Genomic DNA, 20,344 nt, shown 5'->3' with positions numbered 1-20,344 from the left:
GGTATTCACCTTCTTGGGGGTTTGGATGGGTTCTCCTCCCGGGCAGGCGCCGGGCAACTCCTGACCGCACACCGCAACGAGGAAGTGCTCGCCTTTCATGACCACTGCACATGAGGCGCCCCCGCGGCCCCGCCTGCTCGACGACGTCCCAGGCTGGTTCCCCGTACTCGACCAGACGCTCTTCGACTGGCTCCTGACCCGGCAGGAGGCAGCGGGCGTCCGCGGCGACCTGCTGGAGGTCGGGGTCTACATGGGCAAGAGCGCGATCTTCCTGGGCCGTCATCTCCGGGAGGGCGAGCGCTACACCGTGTGCGACCTCTTCGAGGGCGACGCCCCGGACCGCGCCAACCGGGCCGAGTCGACGAAGTCGTACAGCGCGCTCACGCGCCAGGTCTTCGAGACCAACTACCTCTCCTTCCACGACGAACTCCCGCGCGTCGTGCAGGGCCCCAGCTCGCTCGTGCCCGGCGAGGTCGAACGGGACTCGTGCCGCTTCGTGCACATCGACGGCTCGCACCTCTACGAGCACGTGTACGACGACATCGCCGCCGCGCGCGACGTGCTGCGGCCGGACGGGATCGTCGTCCTCGACGACTTCCGCTCGGAGCACACCCCCGGTGTCTCCGTCGCCGTCTGGGAGGCCGTGCTCAGCCGGGGTCTGCGCCCGATCTGCCTGACCACGCAGAAGCTCTACGGCACCTGGGGCGACCCGAAGCCGGTGCAGGACGAACTGCTGGCGATGGTGCGCGGGCGCGACGACTGCGGGCTCAGCGTGCAGCAGGCCGCCGGGCACCGACTCGTCCGGCTGAAGTCGAAGGGGATGCAGGCCCCCGACTTCCCGCCGTCCCGGCACGCACGCGAGACGCCCGAGCCCGCCGTGCCGAGGCCCTCACAGCCCGCCGCGTCCGGGGCGGCCCCGTCCGTCCTCTCCCGGAGCGCCGGCACCCGCGCCCGCCGCCTGGCGGTCGACCTGCTGCCTCCGCTGCTGACCCGTGCGATCCGCAAGGCCCGCGCGTCGAAGCGGGCGGCGGCCACACGCTGACGCCGCCCGCCGCCGTCCTCGCCGCCCCGCTCTCCCGGCCGCTGGTCGGCGACAGCTAGGAGCTGGTCAGCGACAGCTTCACCGCGAAGCCGAGGAACAGCGCCCCCGCCGCCGAGGTGACCCCCGCCGTGAGGCGCCTGCGGCGGCGGAAGGCGGCGGCCAGCTTCGTTCCGCCGAATATCAGTGCGCTCAGGTACAGGAAGCTGGCGAGCTGCGCGAACGCCCCGAGCACGACGAAGGACAGCGCGGGGTAGGCGTACCCGGGGTCGACGAACTGCACGAAGAAGGCGACGAAGAACAGGATCGCCTTGGGGTTGAACAGGCTGATGACCAGGGCGCGCCGGAACGGCCGCTCGTCCCCCGGCTGCGGCGCGGCGGGAGCCGCCACGCTCTCCCGCCGGGTCCGCCACATCCCCCACGCCGCGCGCATCATGCCGATCGCCAGCCAGGTCAGATAGCCGGCTCCGGCGTACTTCACGATGCCGAACAGCAGCGCGTTCGCCTGCAGCAGCGAGGCCACACCGGCCGCCGACAACGTCATCAGCACGGCGTCGCCGCACCACACCCCGGCCGCGGCCCGGTACCCGGAGCGCACCCCGCGCCGGGCGGCCACGGACAGCACGTAGAGCGAGTTGGGCCCGGGCAGCAGGACGATCAGGGCGAGCCCTGCCAGATAGGTCGGAAGATCGATGACGCCGAACATGCCTAGGAGTGTCGCACGCCGGTACGACAGCGGGTCCGGTCAGAAGGCGTCACTCGGTACGTAACTCCCCCAGATCTCCCGCAGGGCGTTGCACACCTCACCCACGGTGGCCCGCGCCCGCAGCGCCTCCTTCATCGGGGGCAGCACGTTGTCCTCGCCCTCGGCCGCCGTGCGCAGCGCCGCAAGGGCGGCGTCCACCGCCCGCCGGTCGCGTCCGGAGCGCAGCGCGGCCAGGCGCTGCGCCTGCCGGGCCTCGATGGCGGGGTCGACGCGCAGCGGCTCGTACGGCTCGTCCTCGTCGGTCGTGAAGCGGTTGACGCCGACGACGACCCGCTCGCCGGAGTCGGTCTCCTGGGCGATCCGGTACGCGTTGCGCTCGATCTCCGTCTTCTGGAAACCGCGCTCGATCGCGGCGACCGCACCGCCCAGCTCCTCGACCCTCGCCATCAGCTCGACGGCCGCCGCCTCCACGTCGTCCGTCATCCGCTCGACGGCGTAGGAACCGGCGAACGGGTCGACGGTCGCGGTCACGTCCGTCTCATGGGCGAGTACCTGCTGGGTGCGCAGCGCCAGCCGCGCGCTCTTGTCGGTGGGCAGCGCGATGGCCTCGTCGAAGGAGTTGGTGTGCAGGGACTGGGTGCCGCCGAGGACGGCGGCCAGGCCCTGGACGGCGACGCGGACGAGGTTCACCTCGGGCTGCTGGGCGGTCAGCTGCACCCCGGCCGTCTGCGTGTGGAAGCGCAGCATCAGCGACTTGGGATTCCGCGCACCGAACTCCTCGCGCATCACCCGGGCCCAGATCCGGCGGGCGGCGCGGAACTTCGCGACCTCCTCCAGGAGCGTCGTACGGGCCACGAAGAAGAACGACAGACGCGGGGCGAAGTCGTCGACGTCCATCCCCGCGGCCACGGCCGTGCGGACGTACTCGATGCCGTCGGCCAGGGTGAACGCGATCTCCTGCACCGGGGACGCACCGGCCTCCGCCATGTGGTAGCCGGAGATCGAGATCGTGTTCCACCTCGGCATCTCCGTCCGGCAGTAGCGGAAGATGTCCGCGGTCAGCCGCAGCGACGGCTTGGGCGGGAAGATGTACGTCCCGCGTGCGATGTACTCCTTGAGCACGTCGTTCTGGACCGTGCCGGTCAGCTGGTCCGCACGGACCCCCTGCTCCTCCGCCACCAGTTGGTACAGCAGCAGCAACAGGGCGGCCGGCGCGTTGATCGTCATCGACGTCGACACCTTGTCCAGCGGGATCCCGCCGAACAGCGCCCGCATGTCCTCGACCGAGTCGATCGCCACACCGACCTTGCCGACCTCGCCGTGCGCCAGCGGCGCGTCCGAGTCGTGGCCCATCTGGGTGGGCAGGTCGAAGGCGACCGACAGACCGGTGGTGCCGTGCGCGATCAACTGCCGGTAGCGGGCGTTGGACTCCGCCGCCGTACCGAACCCCGCGTACTGCCGCATGGTCCACGGGCGGCCCGTGTACATCGACGGGTAGACCCCGCGCGTGAAGGGGTACTCACCCGGCTCGCCCAGCCGCACGGCCGGGTCCCAGCCGTCCAGGGCGCGCGGCCCGTAGACCGGTTCGACGGGCAGTCCGGACTCCGACTCGCGTGCCATCGTGGGTGCCTTCCCTGTGCGGTGACCACTCCTTGCCCACCACGATGCCGCGCCGTTCGCGACCCGTCATGCGCGGGAACCATCTCAGGTGACACCGGCGTACTTCGGTGAGAGGGCGGGGACTGGTCATGCGCAGTGCACTGACGGGGAGGACGGCGGCCGCGCTGGCGGCGCTGGCGGCGGTGTGCGGGTGCACCGCGCAGGCCGTGGACGCGGACGGGAACCCGCGCGGGCCGATCCATGTCGAGGTCACCCGTACGGCGCCCGCGCCGCCGCCGGCCACCCGCTCCCCGGCCCCCGAGCGGCCGGCCGCCCCGGCCCCGGCCCCGGCGCCGGTCCTCTGGTCCCCCGGCGACACCGGGCGTGACGTGCGCGAACTCCAGGCCCGGCTGCGGCAGGTCGCGTGGTTGTTCGACGGCCCGACGGGGACGTACGACGATCTGACCGAGCAGGCCGTACGCGGCTTCCAGGGCAAGCGCGGGCTGCCCCGCACGGGCACCACGGACACCGTCACCTGGCAGCGGCTGCTGGGCATGACCCGCGAGCCCGGTCACTGGGACCTGTACCTGATGGGCGGTCAGCCGGCCGACGCGCCGGACGCGCGCTGTCTGACCGGCCGGGTGCTGTGCATCAGCAAGTCGAGCCGCACGTTGCGCTGGATGGTCGACGGCCGCACGGTGACGACCCTGCCGGTGCGCTTCGGCTCGGAGTACACCCCGACCAGGGAGGGCGAGTTCCAGGTGTACTGGAAGTCCCGCGACCACCACTCCACGCTGTACGACTCGCCGATGCCGTACGCGATGTTCTTCAGCGGCGGGCAGGCCGTGCACTACTCGTCCGACTTCGCCGTCCGCGGCTACGCCGGGTCCTCGCACGGTTGCGTCAACGTCCGGGACGAGGCGGCGATCGCGCAGCTGTTCGGTGAGGTGCGCGACGGCGACAGGGTCGTCGTGCACCGGTGAGGTTCGGGGCGCGGGCGGGACCGGGGGAACGTGTCCCGCCCGCGCTCAGGTGCACGAGCCGTAGGTACGGGGGGAACCCCGGCTCAGTGCGACAGCCGATGACCAGTCGGCTCACTCTGTACTGCGCCGAGCAGGCCCGAAACGTCACACCCCTCGGACAGAAATATCTACGGGCTCGCGAAACCGCAGGTCAGGGACGAGGGGCGGGGACCACGCGGAGGTGCGGGTGCCGGGGCCGTCGCGGCCGGACACCGGCCCGTCGTGCCCGTCGCCGCCGCTGCCACCTCCGTCGTCGCCGTCGCCCCGACCGTCACCGTCGCCCCGGCCGTCCCTGCCGTCGCCGTCGCCCCGGGTGGGGCCGTCGTCCCCCTTGCCGTCCGACGGTCCGTCCGCGCCCTTGCCGTCCGAGTGGTCGTCGGCGTCCCTGTCCCGGCCCTCGTCCCGCCGCCCGTCGAAGTCGCCGAGCACGGTGTCGCAGTAGGCCCGCATGTGCGAAGGGCCGCCCGCCGCCCTTCTCAGGGCGCGCTCGCCGTCGTGGTCCAGGCTCCGGCCCTCCCACAGGTCGCGGCAGGCCGAGATGAGCACCCTCCACCGGTCCCGGGCGTCACGCGTGTGCTCTTCGCTCTCCCGGCCGGCGGACGGGGACTCGCCCCCTGACGCGCCGGGGCCGCCGACGGCGGGGCCGCCCGTGGCGCCGTCCGGGGTGGGCGAGCCGGGCCGTGCACGTCCCGTGGACCCGGACGGGTCCAGCGGCAGCTCGGGCGGCTCGGCCGCCGAGACGGAGGCGGCGGGGCGCGGGTCCTCGTCGTGGAACGGCGCGTCCAGGGCTCCGGTTCCGGCGGCGACGGCCACTCCGCCGACCATCGCGACGGCCAGCGCGGCGGCCAGCCCCAGTCGCAGCGGGCGGCCCCTGCGCGGGTGGCGGGCGGCGCGCGTACGGCCGCCCCCGCGGCCGCCGATGCGCACCAGTCCGGCGTCGGGGGCCCGCACACCGCACGGCGCGTCAAGGGTGGCGCGCTCGCTGTCGCGGTCCGCCCGCACCTTGCGGAAGGCGGCCAGCGCGGCGGCTTCACCGGGGAGTTCGTCGCTGGTCAGCGGGGGTTTCGCGGACAGTGCGCCGAGAGCGCGGGCGAGCCGGTCGGCCTGTTCGCGGGTGGCGTCGTCGGCAGCGTCCAGTGGCTCCCCGCTCAGCAAACGCTCCGCCGTGTCGCGGTCCAGCCACTTGTGCTGCTCGTCGGCCATCACATGTCCTTCTGCGTCCGCGCGCGCGTAGGCGTCACACTCGCGGACGTCGACGCGCGACCGCGCGGTTCTCGCTGGGGCGGCATGGCATCGAGCACACCGGCGGATTCCGGATCGTCGCCGAGGTCGCCGAGCAGCTCGGCGAGCCGTTTCAGCCCCCGGTGCGCGGCGGTGCGCACGGCACCCGCCCGTTTGCCGAGCGTCTCCGCGGCGGTGTTCGCGTCGAGTCCCACCACCACCCGCAGCACCACGGCCTCGGCCTGGTCCTGCGGCAGCCGGGCGATCAGGGAGAGGGCGTGGTCGGTGGCGAGGGCCTCGATGGCCTCGCCCGCCGTGTCGGACTCGGCGGCCCGGCCGGTCAGCTCGGTCTCGTCACCACCGATCGCGGGCCGCCGGCCACGCATCCGTATGTGGTCCAGGGCCCGGTTGCGCGCGATCCGGGCGGCCCACCCGCGGAACCGGTCCGCGTCGCCGCTGAACCGCTCCAGGTCCCGGGCTATCTGCAGCCAGGCCTCGGACGCCACGTCCTCGGCGTCGGCGTCGCCGACCAACGTCCGTACGTAACCCAGCAGACGTGGGTGCACCGCGCGGTACACCGTGCGGAACGCGCTTTCGTCCCCGCTCCGTGCCGCGATCACCGCGGCCGTCAGCTCCGCGTCGTCCCCCACCGCGCGCGCCCTTCTTTGCGCCAAGCCGGCGCCGCTCGCACGGACCGGGATCTCGCCGTCGTGATTCGTCACCTCAGTGGTCGCCGTTCGAGGACCGCTGCGGTTGCGGTGGTCGTCCCGCCCCCGCACTCCGGCGCGAAAGGCACGTTACGTCTTGAAACTGCCTCCCGTCCATGCAGGTAGTCGTCGATGCAACTAACTCGTGACGCAGTGGGGTGTGACAGAAAACGCAGTCATGACGCTGAAGGAAGTACGGGCCGCCGCGCGGCCCGTGCCGCGCGACGGCCGGGGCCTCTCCTGTGGGGGGTGGCGGCCCCGGCCGTTGCCTTGGCCCCTTCGCGTCCCCCCGGCCTCAACGCCCTGCGCCCCGCGCCCGCCAGTCGTCCCGGCGGCGCGTACGGGCCCGGTGGGCGCCCGCTTCCCGGGCCGCGCGGAACGCGGCCATCGCCCGCCCCTCGGCCTCCGCGTCCACCCCGGCGTCCCGCAGGACGGCACCCAGCAGCGCCGCGAACCGGCTGCCGCGCCGCGCTTGCCCGACCCGCTGCTCCTCGTTCCTCACGACTCCTCCGCACCCTGGGTGCCGTCGCCCGGACCGTCCTCGGCGCCGAGGCGGCGGGCGAGTTGTCCGAGACCGCGGTAGGCGGCCGTGCGCACCGCGCCGGGCCGCTTGCCCAGCACCCGGGCGGCGGCGGGGCCGTCAAGACCGACGACCACCCGCAGCAGCACGGCCTCCGCCTGGTCGCGCGGCAGTTCGCGGACCAGGGCCAGGGCCCGCTCGGTGGTGATGGACTCCAGGGCCTGGTCGTAGGTGTCGTGCGGGCCGGGCAGATCCAGGACGTCCGGTTCGAGCGCGGCCGGCCGGGGCCGGGCCCGGGTGCGGCGCAGATGGTCCAGCGCCCGGTGCCGGGCGATGGTCGCGGTCCAGCCGCGAAAGCCCGCCCCGTCACCCCGGAACCGGCCGAGGTCGCGGGCGATCTCCAGCCAGGCGTCGGACGCCACGTCCTCGGCGTCGTCGCCGACCAGCCCGCGCAGATAGCCGAGCAGCCCCGGCTGCACCAGCCGGTACGCGACCGCGAAGGCGGGCTCGTCGCCGTCCTGCGCCCGTGCGACCGCGGCACCCAATTCCCCGTCGTGCGCCCGCACGCGACGGGGTTCCCCTCCCTGGCCCACTACCGTCCTCGTTCGCACCGCGTTCGTAGGAAGTCGGCACCGTGCGACACGAACCGGCCGTGTCGACGCCCCCAAGGTCATCAGCGTCAGGCCTCACAGAAGTGTCACAGCTCGTCAGAAGCCCTCGCGGTCCCCGGCGTCACCCGGCGCCGCGAGGCTCCCTCACCGGCCGTCGCTCGCGTCCCGGCACAGCAGGCGCAGCGAACCGTCGCCGGTGAAACAGCGGCGCGCCTCGTCGATGGGGTCGAAGAGGCGGCCGTCCGGCGTGCGGATCCAGTGGTCACCGCCGCTCGCCCACCACTCGGCGCCCACCTGACGGGCGATCACCTCACCGGCATAGGCGCCGAGTCCGCGCAGGACGGGTTCCGCGGCGGCGTACGGCGTCCCCTCCCGGCGCAGTTCGTCGATCAGCCGGTCGGCGCGCCACAGGGACTGCGCGGAGTAGTCGAGCCGCAGCCGCGCCCCCTCCCGCAGCGTCGCCACCGCGTCCGCGGCCCAGCGCACCGGCTTCGTCGCGGCCGAGGGCCTGTTCTCCGGGGTCGCCCCCGCTTGGGTCGTCGTCACAGTCTGGGTCGTCACATTCGGAAAAGCGCCCCGCGGCGACGATTCGTCACGCCGGTTCGGCCACTGCCCGCAACCGGCGCAGGACCGCCCCACGGCACCCCTAGGACGGTCACAGGATCCTTGCGCGAGGCGGGGTTTACGCCCCCGGATCCGGGGCTCCGGCCCGGGGGCGGGGCCTGCGTCGACAGCTACGTCGAAGGCGAGGTGCGCGGCGGGCCGGGGGGCCGCCGGGACGTGTGCGTCAGGCGTTCCTCGCCCGGCGGGAGACCACCGCGCGCAGGACCCTGCGGCCCTCCGTCGACACCTCCAGAGCGCGGCGCAGACCGGTCGTGCCGTGCTCGGTGAGGAGCTCCAGGACGGTGATCTGGCGGCGCAGTTCGGCGGCGACGAGCGGCGACATGGCGGCCGTGCGGTCCGCGACGGGCCCCGTCTCCGACCGGACGGCCCCAAGAATCTGCGGGAACGTTTCGGCGGATGCCGCGCCGTCCTCGGCCGGGTCGAGCAGGCGGTGCACCTGCAGCGCCGCCACCGAGCAGCCGTCGGCCCACGCCCGGGCCTCGTCGGTGGACCGCACGGCCGGGGCGGCGGCCAGCATCCGGCGGACCAGCAGCGCGGCCTCGTCCTCGACGTCAGCGGCGTCCATGACGTCCGCGACGCCCAACTGCCCGCGCGCCTTGTCCAGCAGCGCGCCCCACTCGACGGTGTCCCCGTCGTCCGCCAGGTTCGCCCACAAGGGGCGCAGGACCTCGTCATCACCCCCGAGGAGCGGAACGCACCGGTCCAAACAAGCCAGCGCGCTCACGGTCAGCCCGCGTTCATCGGCCTGCGCGATCAGTTCCACCAGGCTCATCCACGCCTCCCGTTCCGGGGCGCCATCCCTTACGGAGCCCGCACTTCCCCTAACTGCGCGCCATACTGCCGTACTGTCACACCGGCACGACACCCAGTCGATGAAGGAACAGGAAGAAGGGGTTTTCGGCCAACGGGTCGAGATCGGCGCCCCGCACGTCGCCCGGCGCCCCGACAGGCCAGGTGCTCAGCCGAGCCGGTCGGCCAGTGCGCTGAACTCCGCCCAGGAGAGCTGCGGCTCGCGCGGGTCCCACAGCTTCTGGACCGTCGCCCGCAGCGGCATCCGGATCCCCGCCGCCACCTGGTCCTGCGTCTGGGAGTTCGCGAGGTCGCACCACACGGCGAACGAGCCGCCGAGGATCTGCTCGTCGTAGCCCGCCGCGACCGGCTCCGTCCCGCGCAGCACCCGCGGCGTCCACTGCTCGTAGATCCGCTGCCCGGTCGGGTAGACGAAGGTCTGCGGCTGACCGAGCACGTAGTAGAGGAACTCGTCGTTGTAGTTGATGACCTTGCGCCCCGCGCTCAGGTACTCCGCCGGCTGCCGCGCGCCGATCTCCTTGCCCGTCCAGTACGCGACCTCGATGTCCTTGTCGGGCTGCACGGAGGCGTCGGTGTAGAAGCCGTCGTTCCACGCCCGCGGCGTACGGTCGAGCGCCCGGACCGCGGCGGCGCGGTCGTTGAGCCAGCCGGTGGCGAGGTCGGCCACGGTGCCGCCGGGGCCGTACGCCTCGCGCGCGGCGGCGGCGAGCTGCGGGTAGGAGGCCTGCGGGTCGGACACGGTGAGCGCCCGGTACTCGTCACCGCCGAGGTGCCACTGGGAACCGGGGAAGAGTCCGGCGTACTCCTTGAACAGCTCGTCGACGAGCTTGCCGGCCTCGGGGTTCGCGATGTCCACGGCCCCGGTCGCCGCGACGCCCTGCGCGTTGCGCAGTTGCAGGTCCGGGTGCGCGGCGATCACCGCGCCCAGGTGCCCCGGAGAGTCGATCTCCGGGACGATGCTGATGTGCCGGCTCTCGGCCAGCTGGACGATCCGCCGGACCTCCGCCTTGGTCAGGTGCTGCTCGGAGACGATCTCGGGATGCGAGGCGGACTCGATCCGGAACCCCTGGTCGTCGGAGAAGTGCAGCCCCAGTTCGTTGAACTTGAGGTCGCCCAGCTCGCGTATCCGGTCCTCGATCCAGCCGGCCGTGAAGTGCTTGCGGGCGATGTCCACCATCAGGCCCCGCCGCTCCTTGGCCGGCTCGTCCCGCACGACCCCCTCCGGCGCCGTGGCACCGTCGTGCACCGTCTGCTTCAGCGTGCGGGTCCCGTAGAAAACCCCGGCCTCACCGGCCCCGCTGATGGCGACCCGCCCGTCGCGGACGGTCATGGTGTACGACTCCGGGTCCGCCCCGTCGGCCCCGCTGAGCGACAGCCGGACGTCACCGGCCCGGGAGTCGCTCTTCTCCCCCGCATAGGTCAGGCCCAGCTCCCCGGCTATCAGCCGGCCCTCGTCGGCCAGCCCGGCGGCGCCCACCACGACCCGCCCGCCCTGCTCGGGCTGCCATCCCGGACCGCGTGCCGGGGAGTGTTCACGGACGGCGGGGATCGTGCGCGGAGCCGTGGACAGGGCGTAGGAGCGGGTGGGCGTCGGGGTGGGGGTCGGCGCGGCCGCGGCGGGGTCGGCGGACGTGCCCCCCGGTGCCCCCTTGCCGGTCCACAGGCCCAGACCGAGACCCACGAGCACCACCGCGGTGGCGACCGCCACGATCAGCCACCGCGTCCGTATGTCGCTACGCGCCGGCGCCCGGCGCCTGTGCTGGCTCACTCCCCCAACGTACGTCGTGGAGCGTCCACCGCGCGTCCTTAAACTCTCCCGTCCGGGTGAAATTCAGGCATCGCTCGGACACGCCGTGAACACTCTCGATAACGTGACGGCACATCTCCCACAGCATCCCCTGCCGACACACGCGACGCCCACGAGGAATCACGCTGCCCGCGCACCGTCTCCCAGACCTCCCCGGCCGAGTCGCCATACCGGTGCGGACCGGCCCGCCACCCGTCCTGGCGCACTTCAACGCCGCCCCCGCCGCGGAACTCCGGCAGGCCCTCCTCGGCTGCCTGAACAGCCTCCGCTGGGCGGACCGCGTCACGGCCCACCGCCCCTACCCCGACCTGGCCGCCCTCCTCGCCGCCTCGGACGAGGCCGCCTACGACCTCACCGCCGCCGACCTGGCCGAAGCGCTGTCGACCGAGTCCCTGCCGGCCCTTCCGGAGGACGCGTACTCGGCCGCGCACACGGCGCTGGGCGCGGCCCACGCGGCATACGAGGCCCGATTCGGCCATGTGTTCGTCATCTGTCTGGACGCCACACATCCGGACGAGATCCCCGACCGGATGCTCGCCGCGGTGCGATCACGATTGACGAACGATCCCGAGGAGGAGCGGGTCGTGGCGGCGGAAGAACTCCGCCACCTGGCCAGGGGGCGGCTGCTGGAGCTGCTCAGAGGCGCGAGAGGCCGTGCGACCAGCCACGATGCGGGCCCGTCCGGCACCTAGACGGGGGCCCATCCGGAACATAACGGAACAGCCCACCCGAATAGCCCGTTCGACTGCCAGTTTGATCACATCGCCAGACCCGGGCTCAGCCGAGCGGCAGCGCGTCGCTACGATGCTGGGGGCCGGTGGACCGTACCCGGCCGGGCCCGTCCGACACCGAAGCCGGCAGGCCCCAGTCCCCGCTCCCGGAGGGTTCTTCCGTGCCGGCTGGAACGCTGTACCGCGGCCGGGAAGGAATGTGGTCCTGGGTGGCTCATCGAGTCACCGGCGTCCTCATTTTCTTCTTCCTGTTCGTACACGTGCTGGACACCGCTCTCGTCCGTGTCTCCCCCGAGGCATACGACGAGGTCGTGGCCACCTACAAGACGCCGCTCGTCGCCGTGCTGGAGTACGGCCTCGTGGCCGCCATCCTCTTCCACGCGCTCAACGGCCTGCGTGTCATCGCCGTCGACTTCTGGTCGAAGGGCCCGCGCTACCAGAAGCAGATGCTCTGGTCCGTCGTGGGCGTCTGGCTCGTGCTGATGCTCGGGGCGATCTACCCCGTCCTCGGCCACGCCGCTCGTGAAGTCTTCGGGAGCTGACGCGCATGTCCACCACTGAGCAGACCGCCTCCGGCATCGGCCCCGTCGAGGGTGCCTCCGTCTACACGGTCGACAACCCCGCGCCGCTCATCGAGCCGCCCCGCCAGCGCACCAGGAAGACCCCGCGCAGCACGCGCGGCAACTTCGAGATGGCCGCCTGGCTCTTCATGCGGCTGTCCGGCATCGTGCTGGTCGTCCTGGTCATCGGCCACCTGCTGATCCAGCTCGTGCTGGACGGCGGCGTCTCCAAGATCGGCTTCGCCTTCGTGGCCGGCCGCTGGGCGTCCCCGTTCTGGCAGGTCTGGGACCTGCTGATGCTGTGGCTCGCGATGCTGCACGGCGCCAACGGCCTGCGCACGATCATCAACGACTACGCGGAGCGCGCGAACACGCGCCTGTGGCTGAAGGGCCTGCTGTACACCGCAACGGTGTTCACGATCCTGCTGGGCACGCTGGTGATCTTCACCTTCGACCCGAACATCCGCTAGGCACGGGGCTGAGGTACCACTGATGAAGATCCACAAGTACGACACCGTCATCGTCGGCGCCGGTGGCGCGGGCATGCGCGCGGCCATCGAGTCGACCAAGCGCAGCCGCACCGCCGTGCTGACCAAGCTCTACCCCACCCGCTCCCACACGGGCGCCGCGCAGGGCGGCATGGCCGCCGCGCTGGCCAACGTGGAGGAGGACAACTGGGAGTGGCACACCTTCGACACGGTCAAGGGCGGTGACTACCTGGTCGACCAGGACGCCGCCGAGATCCTGGCGAAGGAGGCCATCGACTCGGTCCTCGACCTGGAGAAGATGGGCCTGCCGTTCAACCGGACCCCGAACGGCACGATCGACCAGCGCCGCTTCGGCGGCCACAGCCGCAACCACGGCGAGGCCCCGGTCCGCCGCTCCTGCTACGCGGCCGACCGCACCGGCCACATGATCCTCCAGACGCTGTACCAGAACTGCGTCAAGGAGGGCGTGGAGTTCTTCAACGAGTTCTACGTCCTGGACCAGCTGATCACCGAGGTCGACGGCGTCAAGCACTCGGCCGGTGTCGTGGCGTACGAGCTGGCGACCGGCGAGATCCACATCTTCCAGGCGAAGGCCGTGATCTACGCCTCCGGCGGCACCGGCAAGTTCTTCAAGGTGACGTCGAACGCGCACACGCTGACCGGTGACGGCCAGGCCGCCGTCTACCGCCGGGGCCTGCCGCTGGAGGACATGGAGTTCTTCCAGTTCCACCCGACCGGCATCTGGCGCATGGGCATCCTGCTGACGGAGGGCGCCCGCGGTGAGGGCGGCATCCTGCGCAACAAGGACGGCGAGCGCTTCATGGAGAAGTACGCGCCGGTCATGAAGGACCTGGCCTCCCGCGACGTCGTGTCCCGCTCCATCTACACCGAGATCCGTGAGGGCCGCGGCTGCGGCCCCGAGGGTGACCACGTCTACCTGGACCTCACCCACCTGCCGCCGGAGCAGCTGGACGCCAAGCTCCCGGACATCACCGAGTTCGCGCGCACCTACCTGGGCATCGAGCCGTACACGGACCCGATCCCGATCCAGCCGACGGCGCACTACGCGATGGGCGGCATCCCGACCAACGTCGAGGGTGAGGTCCTGGCGGACAACACCACCGTCGTCCCGGGCCTGTACGCCGCCGGCGAGGTCGCCTGTGTCTCCGTGCACGGCGCCAACCGCCTCGGCACCAACTCGCTGCTGGACATCAACGTGTTCGGCAAGCGGGCCGGCATCTCGGCGGCGGAGTACTCGCAGAAGGCGTCCTTCGTCGAGCTGCCGGAGACCCCGGAGTCCCTCGTCCTGGAGCAGATCGAGCGGCTGCGGACGTCGACGGGCAACGAGCGGGTGGCGACCCTGCGGCGGGAGCTGCAGGAGACCATGGACGCGAACGTCATGGTGTTCCGCACCGAGCAGACGATCAAGACGGCCGTCGAGAAGATCGCCGAGCTGCGTGAGCGCTACAAGAACGTGGCGATCCAGGACAAGGGCAAGCGGTTCAACACGGACCTACTGGAGGCCATCGAGCTGGGCAACCTGCTCGACCTGGCCGAGGTCATGGCGGTCTCCGCGCTGGCCCGCAAGGAGTCCCGCGGCGGTCACTACCGCGAGGACTACCCCAACCGCGACGACGTCAACTTCATGCGCCACACCATGGCGTACCGCGAGGTCGGCGCCGACGGGTCCGAAACCGTCCGTCTCGACTACAAGCCGGTCGTCCAGACCCGCTACCAGCCGATGGAGCGTAAGTACTGATGGCTACACCCGTTCTGGACAAGGCCGAGGCGCAGTCCGCGGCCTCCCCGTACATCACCGTCACCTTCCGGATCCGCCGCTTCAACCCGGAGGTCTCGGCGGACGCGACCTGGGAAGACTTCCAGCTGGAGATCGACCCCAAGGAGCGCGTCCTCGACGGTCTGCACAAGATCAAGTGGGATCTGGACGGCACCCTGACGTTCCGCCGCTCCTGCGCGCACGGCATCTGCGGCTCGGACGCCATGCGGATCAACGGCAAGAACCGCCTTGCCTGCAAGACGCTGATCAAGGACATCAACCCCGAGAAGCCGATCACGGTCGAGCCCATCAAGGGCCTGACGGTCCTCAAGGACCTGATCGTCGACATGGACCCGTTCTTCCAGGCGTACCGCGACGTGATGCCCTTCCTGATCACGAAGGAGACCAACGAGCCGACGCGTGAGCGTCTGCAGTCCGCCGAGGACCGCGAGCGCTTCGACGACACGACGAAGTGCATCCTGTGCGCGGCGTGCACCTCCTCGTGCCCGGTGTTCTGGAACGACGGCCAGTACTTCGGCCCCGCGGCGATCGTCAACGCCCACCGGTTCATCTTCGACTCGCGCGACGAGGCCGGTGAGCAGCGCCTGGAGATCCTCAACGACCGTGACGGCGTGTGGCGCTGCCGCACGACGTTCAACTGCACGGACGCCTGCCCTCGCGGTATCGAGGTCACCAAGGCGATCCAGGAGGTGAAGCGGGCGCTCATCACGCGCCGCTTCTGATCTCCGTCTCTTTCGCGAGGGCCCCGTTTCCGGTGAGGCACCGGAGGCGGGGCCCTCGCGCGTCTACAGCTGGCTCAGGATGGTCGGATCGGTGATCTTGGTGTCGTCCGCCAGCATCATCGCCTTGCTGAGGACGACCGCCAGCATCCGGTCGCCCTCGTAGGGCAGGTAGCCGGACTGCGGGGTGCCCGCGGCCGACCTGGGGACGATGCACAGGTACTGGTCGTTCGGGCTCCTGAGGATGTTGCCCGAGCCGAGATGGATCCGGTACGTGTGGCGTTCGCCCTTCACCTGGAGGAAGCGGCCCTCCAGCGTGCAGCGGTCGGCTATCGCGAGCCTCGGTATCAGACGGGCGAGCAGCGCGCGGCGCGTCTCGGCGCTCTGGCCGAGCTCCCCGAAGCCGTACGACGTCCAGTACTCGCGGAACCGGCCGTCCGGGCCGCCGTCCTGCCAGGTCGGGTCGTTGCCGACGCTGGCGACTCCGACGAACAGGTCGACGTCCCGCAGGACTTCGGACAGCACGAGGGGCGGGATGCCGGCGAGGGGGAGCGGGCCGACCGGGTCGGCGCCGTCGCGCAGCCACATGCGGTACTCGCCGCCGTAGCAGTGCGCCGAGTTCTCCGGGGCGTCGATCGGGTAGAAGCGGACCTGGTCGGTGCGCAGCCGGAGGTAGCTGCCGGACTCGGTGGTGTCGACGCCGTGGTCCTCGCCCTCGCCCTCGATCCAGTACTCGGCGCGCAGGCCCCACTGCGGCAGTTCGCGGGTGGCCGGCGGGGCCTCGTCGTCGACGCACAGGCGCAGCTTGTTGCGCCAGCCGCGGATGGCGGCGAGTGAGTGGAACTGGTGCTGGCGCAGGATGTGCGCCGCGAACCGGTTCGAGTACGTGCCGGTCGCGCGCTCGGCGTCCGTGAGCAGGTACACCTCGCGGTGGGCCTGCTTGAACGGCTGGGTGATCCGGTGCCGTTCCAGCCAGTCCCGCCAGGCGACGACGTGGGCCGGCTCGTGGTCGACGGGGTGCCAGAGCGCGACCTCGGTGCCCTCGGTGACGGGGTCGTCGGTGAGGGTGCGCGGGGCGCCGTCCGCGAACCCGACGGTGGTGCCGTCGACGGTCCACAGCAGACGGCGGGCGAGCGTGCCGACGAGGGGATGGTCGAGGTAGCGCTCGCGCCAGGTGGCGTAGGACCAGGTGCGCCGGGCGAGGAACTGCCGGTCGAGCCGCTCGCTCTGGGCCGTGAGCATCTTGTCGATGTCCTTGACCGCCGCCTTGAGTTCCTTCAGCTCGTCGGCGTGGTCGCGCCGGACGGCGGCGGGGACGGCCTTGACCGGCTTGCCTGCCGCGTTCCGCCAGTTCAGCACCGCGCGGGGACCTTCGACGCGCAGTTCGGCGGTGGCCTCGCCGAACGTGTACCGGGCGTGGCCGACGGCGGTGAGGCCGTACGCGGGGACGGCGAGCTCCTCGATCTCGTCGCGGCCGAGGCCGAGCGCCTGCGCGCGGGTGTCGAGCGCGGTGTCGAGCAGCTTGAGCGTGCCCTTGTAGGTGACGCGGGTGGTGAGCCGCGCCAGTTCGGCGAGGGCGGCCTCGCCGTCGAGGCGGGCGAGTGCGTTGACGGCGGCGTTGGCGACCTTGGGGTTGCGCGGGCCGAGCCCCTGGACCTTCTTCAGGCAGGTTTCCACCAGGGTGCCGAGGGTGCGCGCGGTCTCGGCGTGGGCGGGCAGCAGGGCCAGCAGCCAGGTCAGTCCGCGCAGCGCGTTGGCGTTGTACGGGTCCAGGGTGTCGTTGGGGTTCGCGCCGTAGTACGTGGACACCAGCGCTTGGGTGCGCGGCCGCCCCACCAGGCTCAGCCAGGGCAGCGCCCGCTGCCGCAGGGCCTCGGGCCCGACGGCGTCGATCAGGGACCGTGCCGTGCGCTCCCACTTCGCCGAGGGGCGGGCGGCGGTGGCGGTGGCGGAGTGGGCGAGCAGCCGCTGCCAGACCTCGTCGAGGCCGGAGATGTCCGCGAGCGCCTGGTCGGACCAGGCCTCCCCGGGGTTCAGGACGGGGTGGGTCATGCGCTTCACCAGGGGTCCGAGCTGCTGGGAGCCGTTCCAGAGCATGAGCTGGGAGCGGCGGACGACGGCGACGAACTCGCCGGGGAGGTCACGGCCCTCGGCCAGCTCCAGCTCGGCGAGGCGCACCAGGTGCTCGGTGTGGTGGTGCATCTCCCGCTCGGCGGCGAGCCGGATCAGCGCGGCGCGGGTGTCGCGCGGTTGCCCTTCGAACAGGCCCTCGCCCTGGATCCAGTCGACCAGGTGCACGACGCGGCGGCGGAGGGCCGTGTTCTCCTCCAGCTCGTGGTACCGGACGGCCAGGCGGTGCAGCAGTGCCGCCTTGAAGTGCGGGGGCGCGTCCCGCACGGCGGTGACGACCTTGCGGCCCTCCCCGCTCCAGTGGTCGTCGATCGTCTCGGCGAGGGCGAGGAGCCGGGGCACGGCCCCCTCGGCGTCCCCGGCGGCGATCAGGTCCAGGACGCCCCTGACCTGTCCGGCGTACTCGGCGGTCGATGTGATCATCAGCCACCCACCAGGGGGACGAGCTTGAGGAACGTGACCTCGGTGCCGAACGCCAGCTCGATCTCCGCGTCCACGTCCGTGACCTGGCGGTCGCCCACGAGGATCAGGAAGCCGTTGCCCGCGAAGGCCTTCAGCGCCAGCGCGGTCTGCGCCTCGGGGTCCATGCGCCGGGGGGTGCGCAACGCGTACCCGTTCAGCACCCGTTCGGTGCCCGAGGGCTGCACGAGGCCCTGGAACACGCCCGGTGTGCGCGCGTTGTACTCGGCGACCTCCTGGAACACCCGGCGCCTGATCAACTCACCCACGGTGAGCCGCTCCTCGGCGACCTCGAGCTCCCAGCCCGCGCCCCTGTCCCCCGTCGTCGTCTCGTCGACGAACGTCACGATTGCCATGACGACGACGGTAAGGGCCACCACTGACAATGCCGGGGTTCGGGCGCTCGCCGACCTACGCTGACGGCATGTCAGATGACGAGTCGTACGAGCTGCTCGGTTTCGACAACGTGCTGCTGCCCGTCGGGGACCTCGGCGAGGCCGTCGGTTTCTACGAGCGGGCCGGTTTCACGACGGGGTTCCGGATCGACGAGGCGGGGATCGCGTTGCTGAGGGTCGGCGGCGAGACGCCCGGGCTCCTGCTGCGCGAGGAGGAGGAGTTCGGGCACCGGCCGCCGCCGTGGCCGTCCCCGCGCGTGTGGGTGGAGGTGCCGGACGCGCGGGTGGCGGCCGACTCGCTGGCCGCCGCGGGCATCCCTCTGCTCGACGCCCCCTCCCCCGTGGTCACCGGCTGGACGGTCGAGATCGCCGACCCCTGGGGGAACGTCGTCGGGTTCACGGACTACAGCAAACGGCCGGAGTTGGGCCGGATCTCCTGACGCGCGCCCCGTCGGCACCGGGTCCCCCATCCCCACTTGAACACGTTCAAAAACAGGGCTACAGTCATCCCCGTCAGCGTTTTGAACGCGTTCAAGAAAGGGTGGGGGACATGGATCGCACGGTCGTCGCCTACGTCATCTACCTGGTCGTCAGCATCAGCCTGACCATCTGGGTGGCCCGCACGCTCAGCCGGAACGGGCGGGTCTTCCTGGCCGACGTGCTGCACGGCAACGAGAAGCTCGCCGATGCCGTCAACCATCTCCTGGTGGTCGGCTTCTACCTGGTCAACCTCGGCTTCGTCGCGCTGTACCTGAGCGGCGACGAGACCATAAGCGACACACGCGGCGTCTTCGAGGCGCTGTCGACCAAGCTCGGTGTGGTGCTGCTGGTGCTCGGGGTGATGCACCTGGGCAACGTGTACGTGCTCAACCGGATCCGGCGGCGCGGCGTCATGGAGCGTGAGCAGCAGCCGCCGGTCGCGCCCCAGGGGTGGGCCGCTCCGGCGGCCGGGGCGTGAGCACCGTGGGGACCGCGCAGGGGGGCCGCGGACCGCGGCTCGGTCGCGGTGACGGTGCTGCCGCCCCGGACGGGGGTCGGGGCGGCAGCGACGCCGCTGCGGCGGTGGTGGTCCGGGGCGCGGTGCGCGCCCCGGTTCGCCGGCTGACCGTGCTGTACGACGCCGACTGCGCGCTGTGCGCCTTCCTGCGCGACTGGCTGGCACGACAGCGGCAGCTGGTGCCGCTGGACCTGGTGCCCGCCGGTTCCGCCGAGGCGCGGCGGCGCCTTCCCGGCCTCGACCACGGCACGACCCTGGACGACATCACCGTCGTCGGTGACGGCGGGCAGGTCTACCGGGGGGCCGCCGCGTGGATCGTCACCCTGTGGGCGCTGCGCGAACACCGCCCGCTGGCCCATCGCCTGAGCACGCCGGCGGGGATGCGCCTCGCCAGGGGAGCGGCGCTGGCCGCCGCGAAGTGGCGTGGCGGGCAGTGGGGCGGACAGGCGTACCAGCGCGCCGAGGGGTGGACGTACGAACCGTCCCTGGGCCGGGTGTACCTCCCCAAGGGGTGCGCGGACGGCGCCTGTCCCACTGACTAGGCTCTCTTCGTGCCCGCGAACAACGACAGCCCGAACGACCGCCCCGGCGCGGGCGGCGACACGCCTGCCAAGGCGGAGCAGACCAAGTCCGAGCAGACCCGCGCACTGATCCTGGAGACCGCGATGCGGCTGTTCCGGGAGCGCGGGTACGACAAGACCACCATGCGGGCCATCGCGCAGGAGGCGGGGGTCTCCGTCGGCAACGCGTACTACTACTTCGCCGGCAAGGAGCACCTCATCCAGGGCTTCTACGACCGGGTCGCCGCCGAGCACCAGGCGGCGGTCCGGGACGTGCTGGAGCGGGAGACCGACCTGGAGTCACGGCTCGCCGGCGTCCTGAAGGCCTGGCTGGACGTGGCGATGCCGTACCACGAGTTCGCGGTGCAGTTCTTCAAGAACGCCGCCGACCCGGACAGCCCGCTCAGCCCGTTCTCCCCGGAGTCGGAGCACGCGCGCGAGGAGGCCATCAGCGTCCACCGTGAGGTGCTGTCGGGTTCGAGGACCAAGGTGGCGCCGGAGCTGCGCGACATCCTTCCCGAGCTGATGTGGCTCTCCCAGATGGGCCTCGTCCTGTACTGGATCTTCGACCGCACCAAGGGGCGGGAGCGCAGCTACCGGTTGGCCGAACGCGGCGCCCGGCTCACCGCCCGCGGCGTGTCCCTGGCCCGCTTCCGGGTGCTCCGGCCGCTGGTGCTGGAGGTGCACGAGCTGTTCACGGACTTCCTGCCCGGGATGACCAAGGCGCTGCCGGATCCGGGAGGCAAGGGCCGGGCGGGCTGATCCACGATCGGGTGAAGCCTCGCGATCGGGACGATCGGGGCCTCACCTGCCCACGATGATGCTCTCGACACCAGCCCCT

22 protein-coding genes are annotated in these 20,344 nt (G+C 71.9%); 11 read left to right on the top strand and 11 right to left on the bottom strand.

The window, feature by feature from the left end:
- The first annotated feature begins 97 nt into the window (after positions 1–97).
- A complete protein-coding gene (locus ACIP2X_RS32745) occupies positions 98–1,042 on the top strand; it encodes a class I SAM-dependent methyltransferase (protein ID WP_401680156.1) in 945 nt (314 codons plus the stop codon).
- A gap of 55 nt (positions 1,043–1,097) precedes the next feature.
- Here ACIP2X_RS32745 and leuE read toward each other — a convergent pair whose 3' ends face one another.
- Together leuE and ACIP2X_RS32735 are read right to left on the bottom strand one after the other, a co-directional pair.
- Positions 1,098–1,745: a leucine efflux protein LeuE gene (gene leuE, locus ACIP2X_RS32740; protein WP_401680153.1), complete on the bottom strand. Its 648-nt coding sequence runs from the start codon at positions 1,743–1,745 to the stop codon at positions 1,098–1,100.
- A 39-nt stretch (positions 1,746–1,784) separates the two neighbouring features.
- The gene (locus ACIP2X_RS32735) at positions 1,785–3,365 is read right to left on the bottom strand and encodes a methylmalonyl-CoA mutase (protein WP_401680150.1); all 1,581 of its coding nucleotides are present in this window, start codon (positions 3,363–3,365) and stop codon (positions 1,785–1,787) included.
- Positions 3,366–3,493: 128 nt separating this feature from the next.
- Between ACIP2X_RS32735 and ACIP2X_RS32730 the strand changes: the two genes are divergently transcribed.
- Positions 3,494–4,327 carry a L,D-transpeptidase family protein gene (locus ACIP2X_RS32730; RefSeq protein ID WP_401680147.1) on the top strand — a complete coding sequence of 278 codons (834 nt, stop codon included), beginning with the start codon at positions 3,494–3,496 and terminating at the stop codon, positions 4,325–4,327.
- 144 nt (positions 4,328–4,471) lie between these two features.
- Here ACIP2X_RS32730 and ACIP2X_RS32725 read toward each other — a convergent pair whose 3' ends face one another.
- The 7 genes from ACIP2X_RS32725 to ACIP2X_RS32695 all read right to left on the bottom strand — a co-directional run bounded on the left by ACIP2X_RS32725 (position 4,472) and on the right by ACIP2X_RS32695 (position 10,627).
- On the bottom strand, positions 4,472–5,569 hold the full coding sequence (locus ACIP2X_RS32725; protein ID WP_401680145.1) for a hypothetical protein: 1,098 nt from the start codon (positions 5,567–5,569) through the stop codon (positions 4,472–4,474).
- On the bottom strand, positions 5,569–6,237 hold the full coding sequence (locus ACIP2X_RS32720) for an RNA polymerase sigma factor (protein WP_401680142.1): 669 nt from the start codon (positions 6,235–6,237) through the stop codon (positions 5,569–5,571). The genes ACIP2X_RS32725 and ACIP2X_RS32720 overlap by 1 nt, the downstream gene beginning before the upstream one ends.
- Positions 6,238–6,589: 352 nt before the next feature.
- On the bottom strand, positions 6,590–6,796 hold the full coding sequence (locus ACIP2X_RS32715; protein ID WP_401680139.1) for a hypothetical protein: 207 nt from the start codon (positions 6,794–6,796) through the stop codon (positions 6,590–6,592).
- A complete protein-coding gene (locus tag ACIP2X_RS32710) occupies positions 6,793–7,407 on the bottom strand; it encodes an RNA polymerase sigma factor (protein WP_401680136.1) in 615 nt (204 codons plus the stop codon). The genes ACIP2X_RS32715 and ACIP2X_RS32710 overlap by 4 nt, the downstream gene beginning before the upstream one ends.
- Before the next feature lie 162 nt (positions 7,408–7,569).
- Positions 7,570–7,971 carry a hypothetical protein gene (locus ACIP2X_RS32705; RefSeq protein ID WP_401680133.1) on the bottom strand — a complete coding sequence of 134 codons (402 nt, stop codon included), beginning with the start codon at positions 7,969–7,971 and terminating at the stop codon, positions 7,570–7,572.
- A gap of 241 nt (positions 7,972–8,212) precedes the next feature.
- Positions 8,213–8,821, bottom strand: coding sequence for a hypothetical protein (locus tag ACIP2X_RS32700; RefSeq protein WP_401680131.1), 609 nt, complete (start codon positions 8,819–8,821; stop codon positions 8,213–8,215).
- 186 nt (positions 8,822–9,007) lie between these two features.
- Positions 9,008–10,627: a glycoside hydrolase family 20 protein gene (locus ACIP2X_RS32695; protein ID WP_401680128.1), complete on the bottom strand. Its 1,620-nt coding sequence runs from the start codon at positions 10,625–10,627 to the stop codon at positions 9,008–9,010.
- Between the two features lie 212 nt (positions 10,628–10,839).
- Between ACIP2X_RS32695 and ACIP2X_RS32690 the strand changes: the two genes are divergently transcribed.
- The 5 genes from ACIP2X_RS32690 (at position 10,840) to ACIP2X_RS32670 (ending at position 14,965) form a co-directional block, all read left to right on the top strand.
- Positions 10,840–11,358, top strand: coding sequence for a 2-oxo-4-hydroxy-4-carboxy-5-ureidoimidazoline decarboxylase (locus ACIP2X_RS32690; RefSeq protein ID WP_401680125.1), 519 nt, complete (start codon positions 10,840–10,842; stop codon positions 11,356–11,358).
- A 200-nt stretch (positions 11,359–11,558) separates the two neighbouring features.
- Entirely contained in the window at positions 11,559–11,939 is a 381-nt protein-coding gene (gene sdhC / locus ACIP2X_RS32685) for a succinate dehydrogenase, cytochrome b556 subunit (protein WP_401680122.1), read from the top strand.
- A gap of 5 nt (positions 11,940–11,944) precedes the next feature.
- On the top strand, positions 11,945–12,427 hold the full coding sequence (locus ACIP2X_RS32680; protein WP_401680119.1) for a succinate dehydrogenase hydrophobic membrane anchor subunit: 483 nt from the start codon (positions 11,945–11,947) through the stop codon (positions 12,425–12,427).
- Positions 12,428–12,449: 22 nt separating this feature from the next.
- Positions 12,450–14,204 (top strand): succinate dehydrogenase flavoprotein subunit, encoded by a 1,755-nt coding sequence (gene sdhA, locus ACIP2X_RS32675; protein ID WP_401680116.1) that lies wholly within the window; start codon positions 12,450–12,452, stop codon positions 14,202–14,204.
- Positions 14,204–14,965, top strand: coding sequence for a succinate dehydrogenase iron-sulfur subunit (locus ACIP2X_RS32670; RefSeq protein WP_401680113.1), 762 nt, complete (start codon positions 14,204–14,206; stop codon positions 14,963–14,965). Before sdhA ends, ACIP2X_RS32670 begins: the two co-directional genes overlap by 1 nt.
- 63 nt (positions 14,966–15,028) lie before the next feature.
- Here the strand turns inward: ACIP2X_RS32670 and ACIP2X_RS32665 are convergent, their stop codons facing one another.
- Both ACIP2X_RS32665 and ACIP2X_RS32660 read right to left on the bottom strand, forming a co-directional pair.
- A complete protein-coding gene (locus ACIP2X_RS32665) occupies positions 15,029–17,515 on the bottom strand; it encodes a DUF4132 domain-containing protein (protein ID WP_401680110.1) in 2,487 nt (828 codons plus the stop codon).
- Positions 17,515–17,907 carry a hypothetical protein gene (locus ACIP2X_RS32660; protein ID WP_401680107.1) on the bottom strand — a complete coding sequence of 131 codons (393 nt, stop codon included), beginning with the start codon at positions 17,905–17,907 and terminating at the stop codon, positions 17,515–17,517. Before ACIP2X_RS32660 ends, ACIP2X_RS32665 begins: the two co-directional genes overlap by 1 nt.
- A gap of 68 nt (positions 17,908–17,975) precedes the next feature.
- Between ACIP2X_RS32660 and ACIP2X_RS32655 the strand changes: the two genes are divergently transcribed.
- The 4 genes from ACIP2X_RS32655 to ACIP2X_RS32640 all read left to right on the top strand — a co-directional run bounded on the left by ACIP2X_RS32655 (position 17,976) and on the right by ACIP2X_RS32640 (position 20,265).
- Entirely contained in the window at positions 17,976–18,386 is a 411-nt protein-coding gene (locus ACIP2X_RS32655; RefSeq protein ID WP_401680105.1) for a VOC family protein, read from the top strand.
- Between the two features lie 110 nt (positions 18,387–18,496).
- Complete coding sequence (locus ACIP2X_RS32650; protein WP_401680102.1) at positions 18,497–18,904, top strand: hypothetical protein; 408 nt, start codon at positions 18,497–18,499, stop codon at positions 18,902–18,904.
- 122 nt (positions 18,905–19,026) lie between these two features.
- Positions 19,027–19,485, top strand: coding sequence for a thiol-disulfide oxidoreductase DCC family protein (locus tag ACIP2X_RS32645; protein WP_401680099.1), 459 nt, complete (start codon positions 19,027–19,029; stop codon positions 19,483–19,485).
- 9 nt (positions 19,486–19,494) lie between these two features.
- Positions 19,495–20,265 (top strand): TetR/AcrR family transcriptional regulator, encoded by a 771-nt coding sequence (locus ACIP2X_RS32640; RefSeq protein WP_401680097.1) that lies wholly within the window; start codon positions 19,495–19,497, stop codon positions 20,263–20,265.
- The last annotated feature ends 79 nt before the right edge of the window (positions 20,266–20,344 follow it).

It is taken from the genome of Streptomyces sp. NPDC089424 (assembly GCF_044749345.1).
Lineage (GTDB): Bacteria > Actinomycetota > Actinomycetes > Streptomycetales > Streptomycetaceae > Streptomyces.
This window is presented reverse-complemented; position numbering and strand designations above follow the sequence as displayed.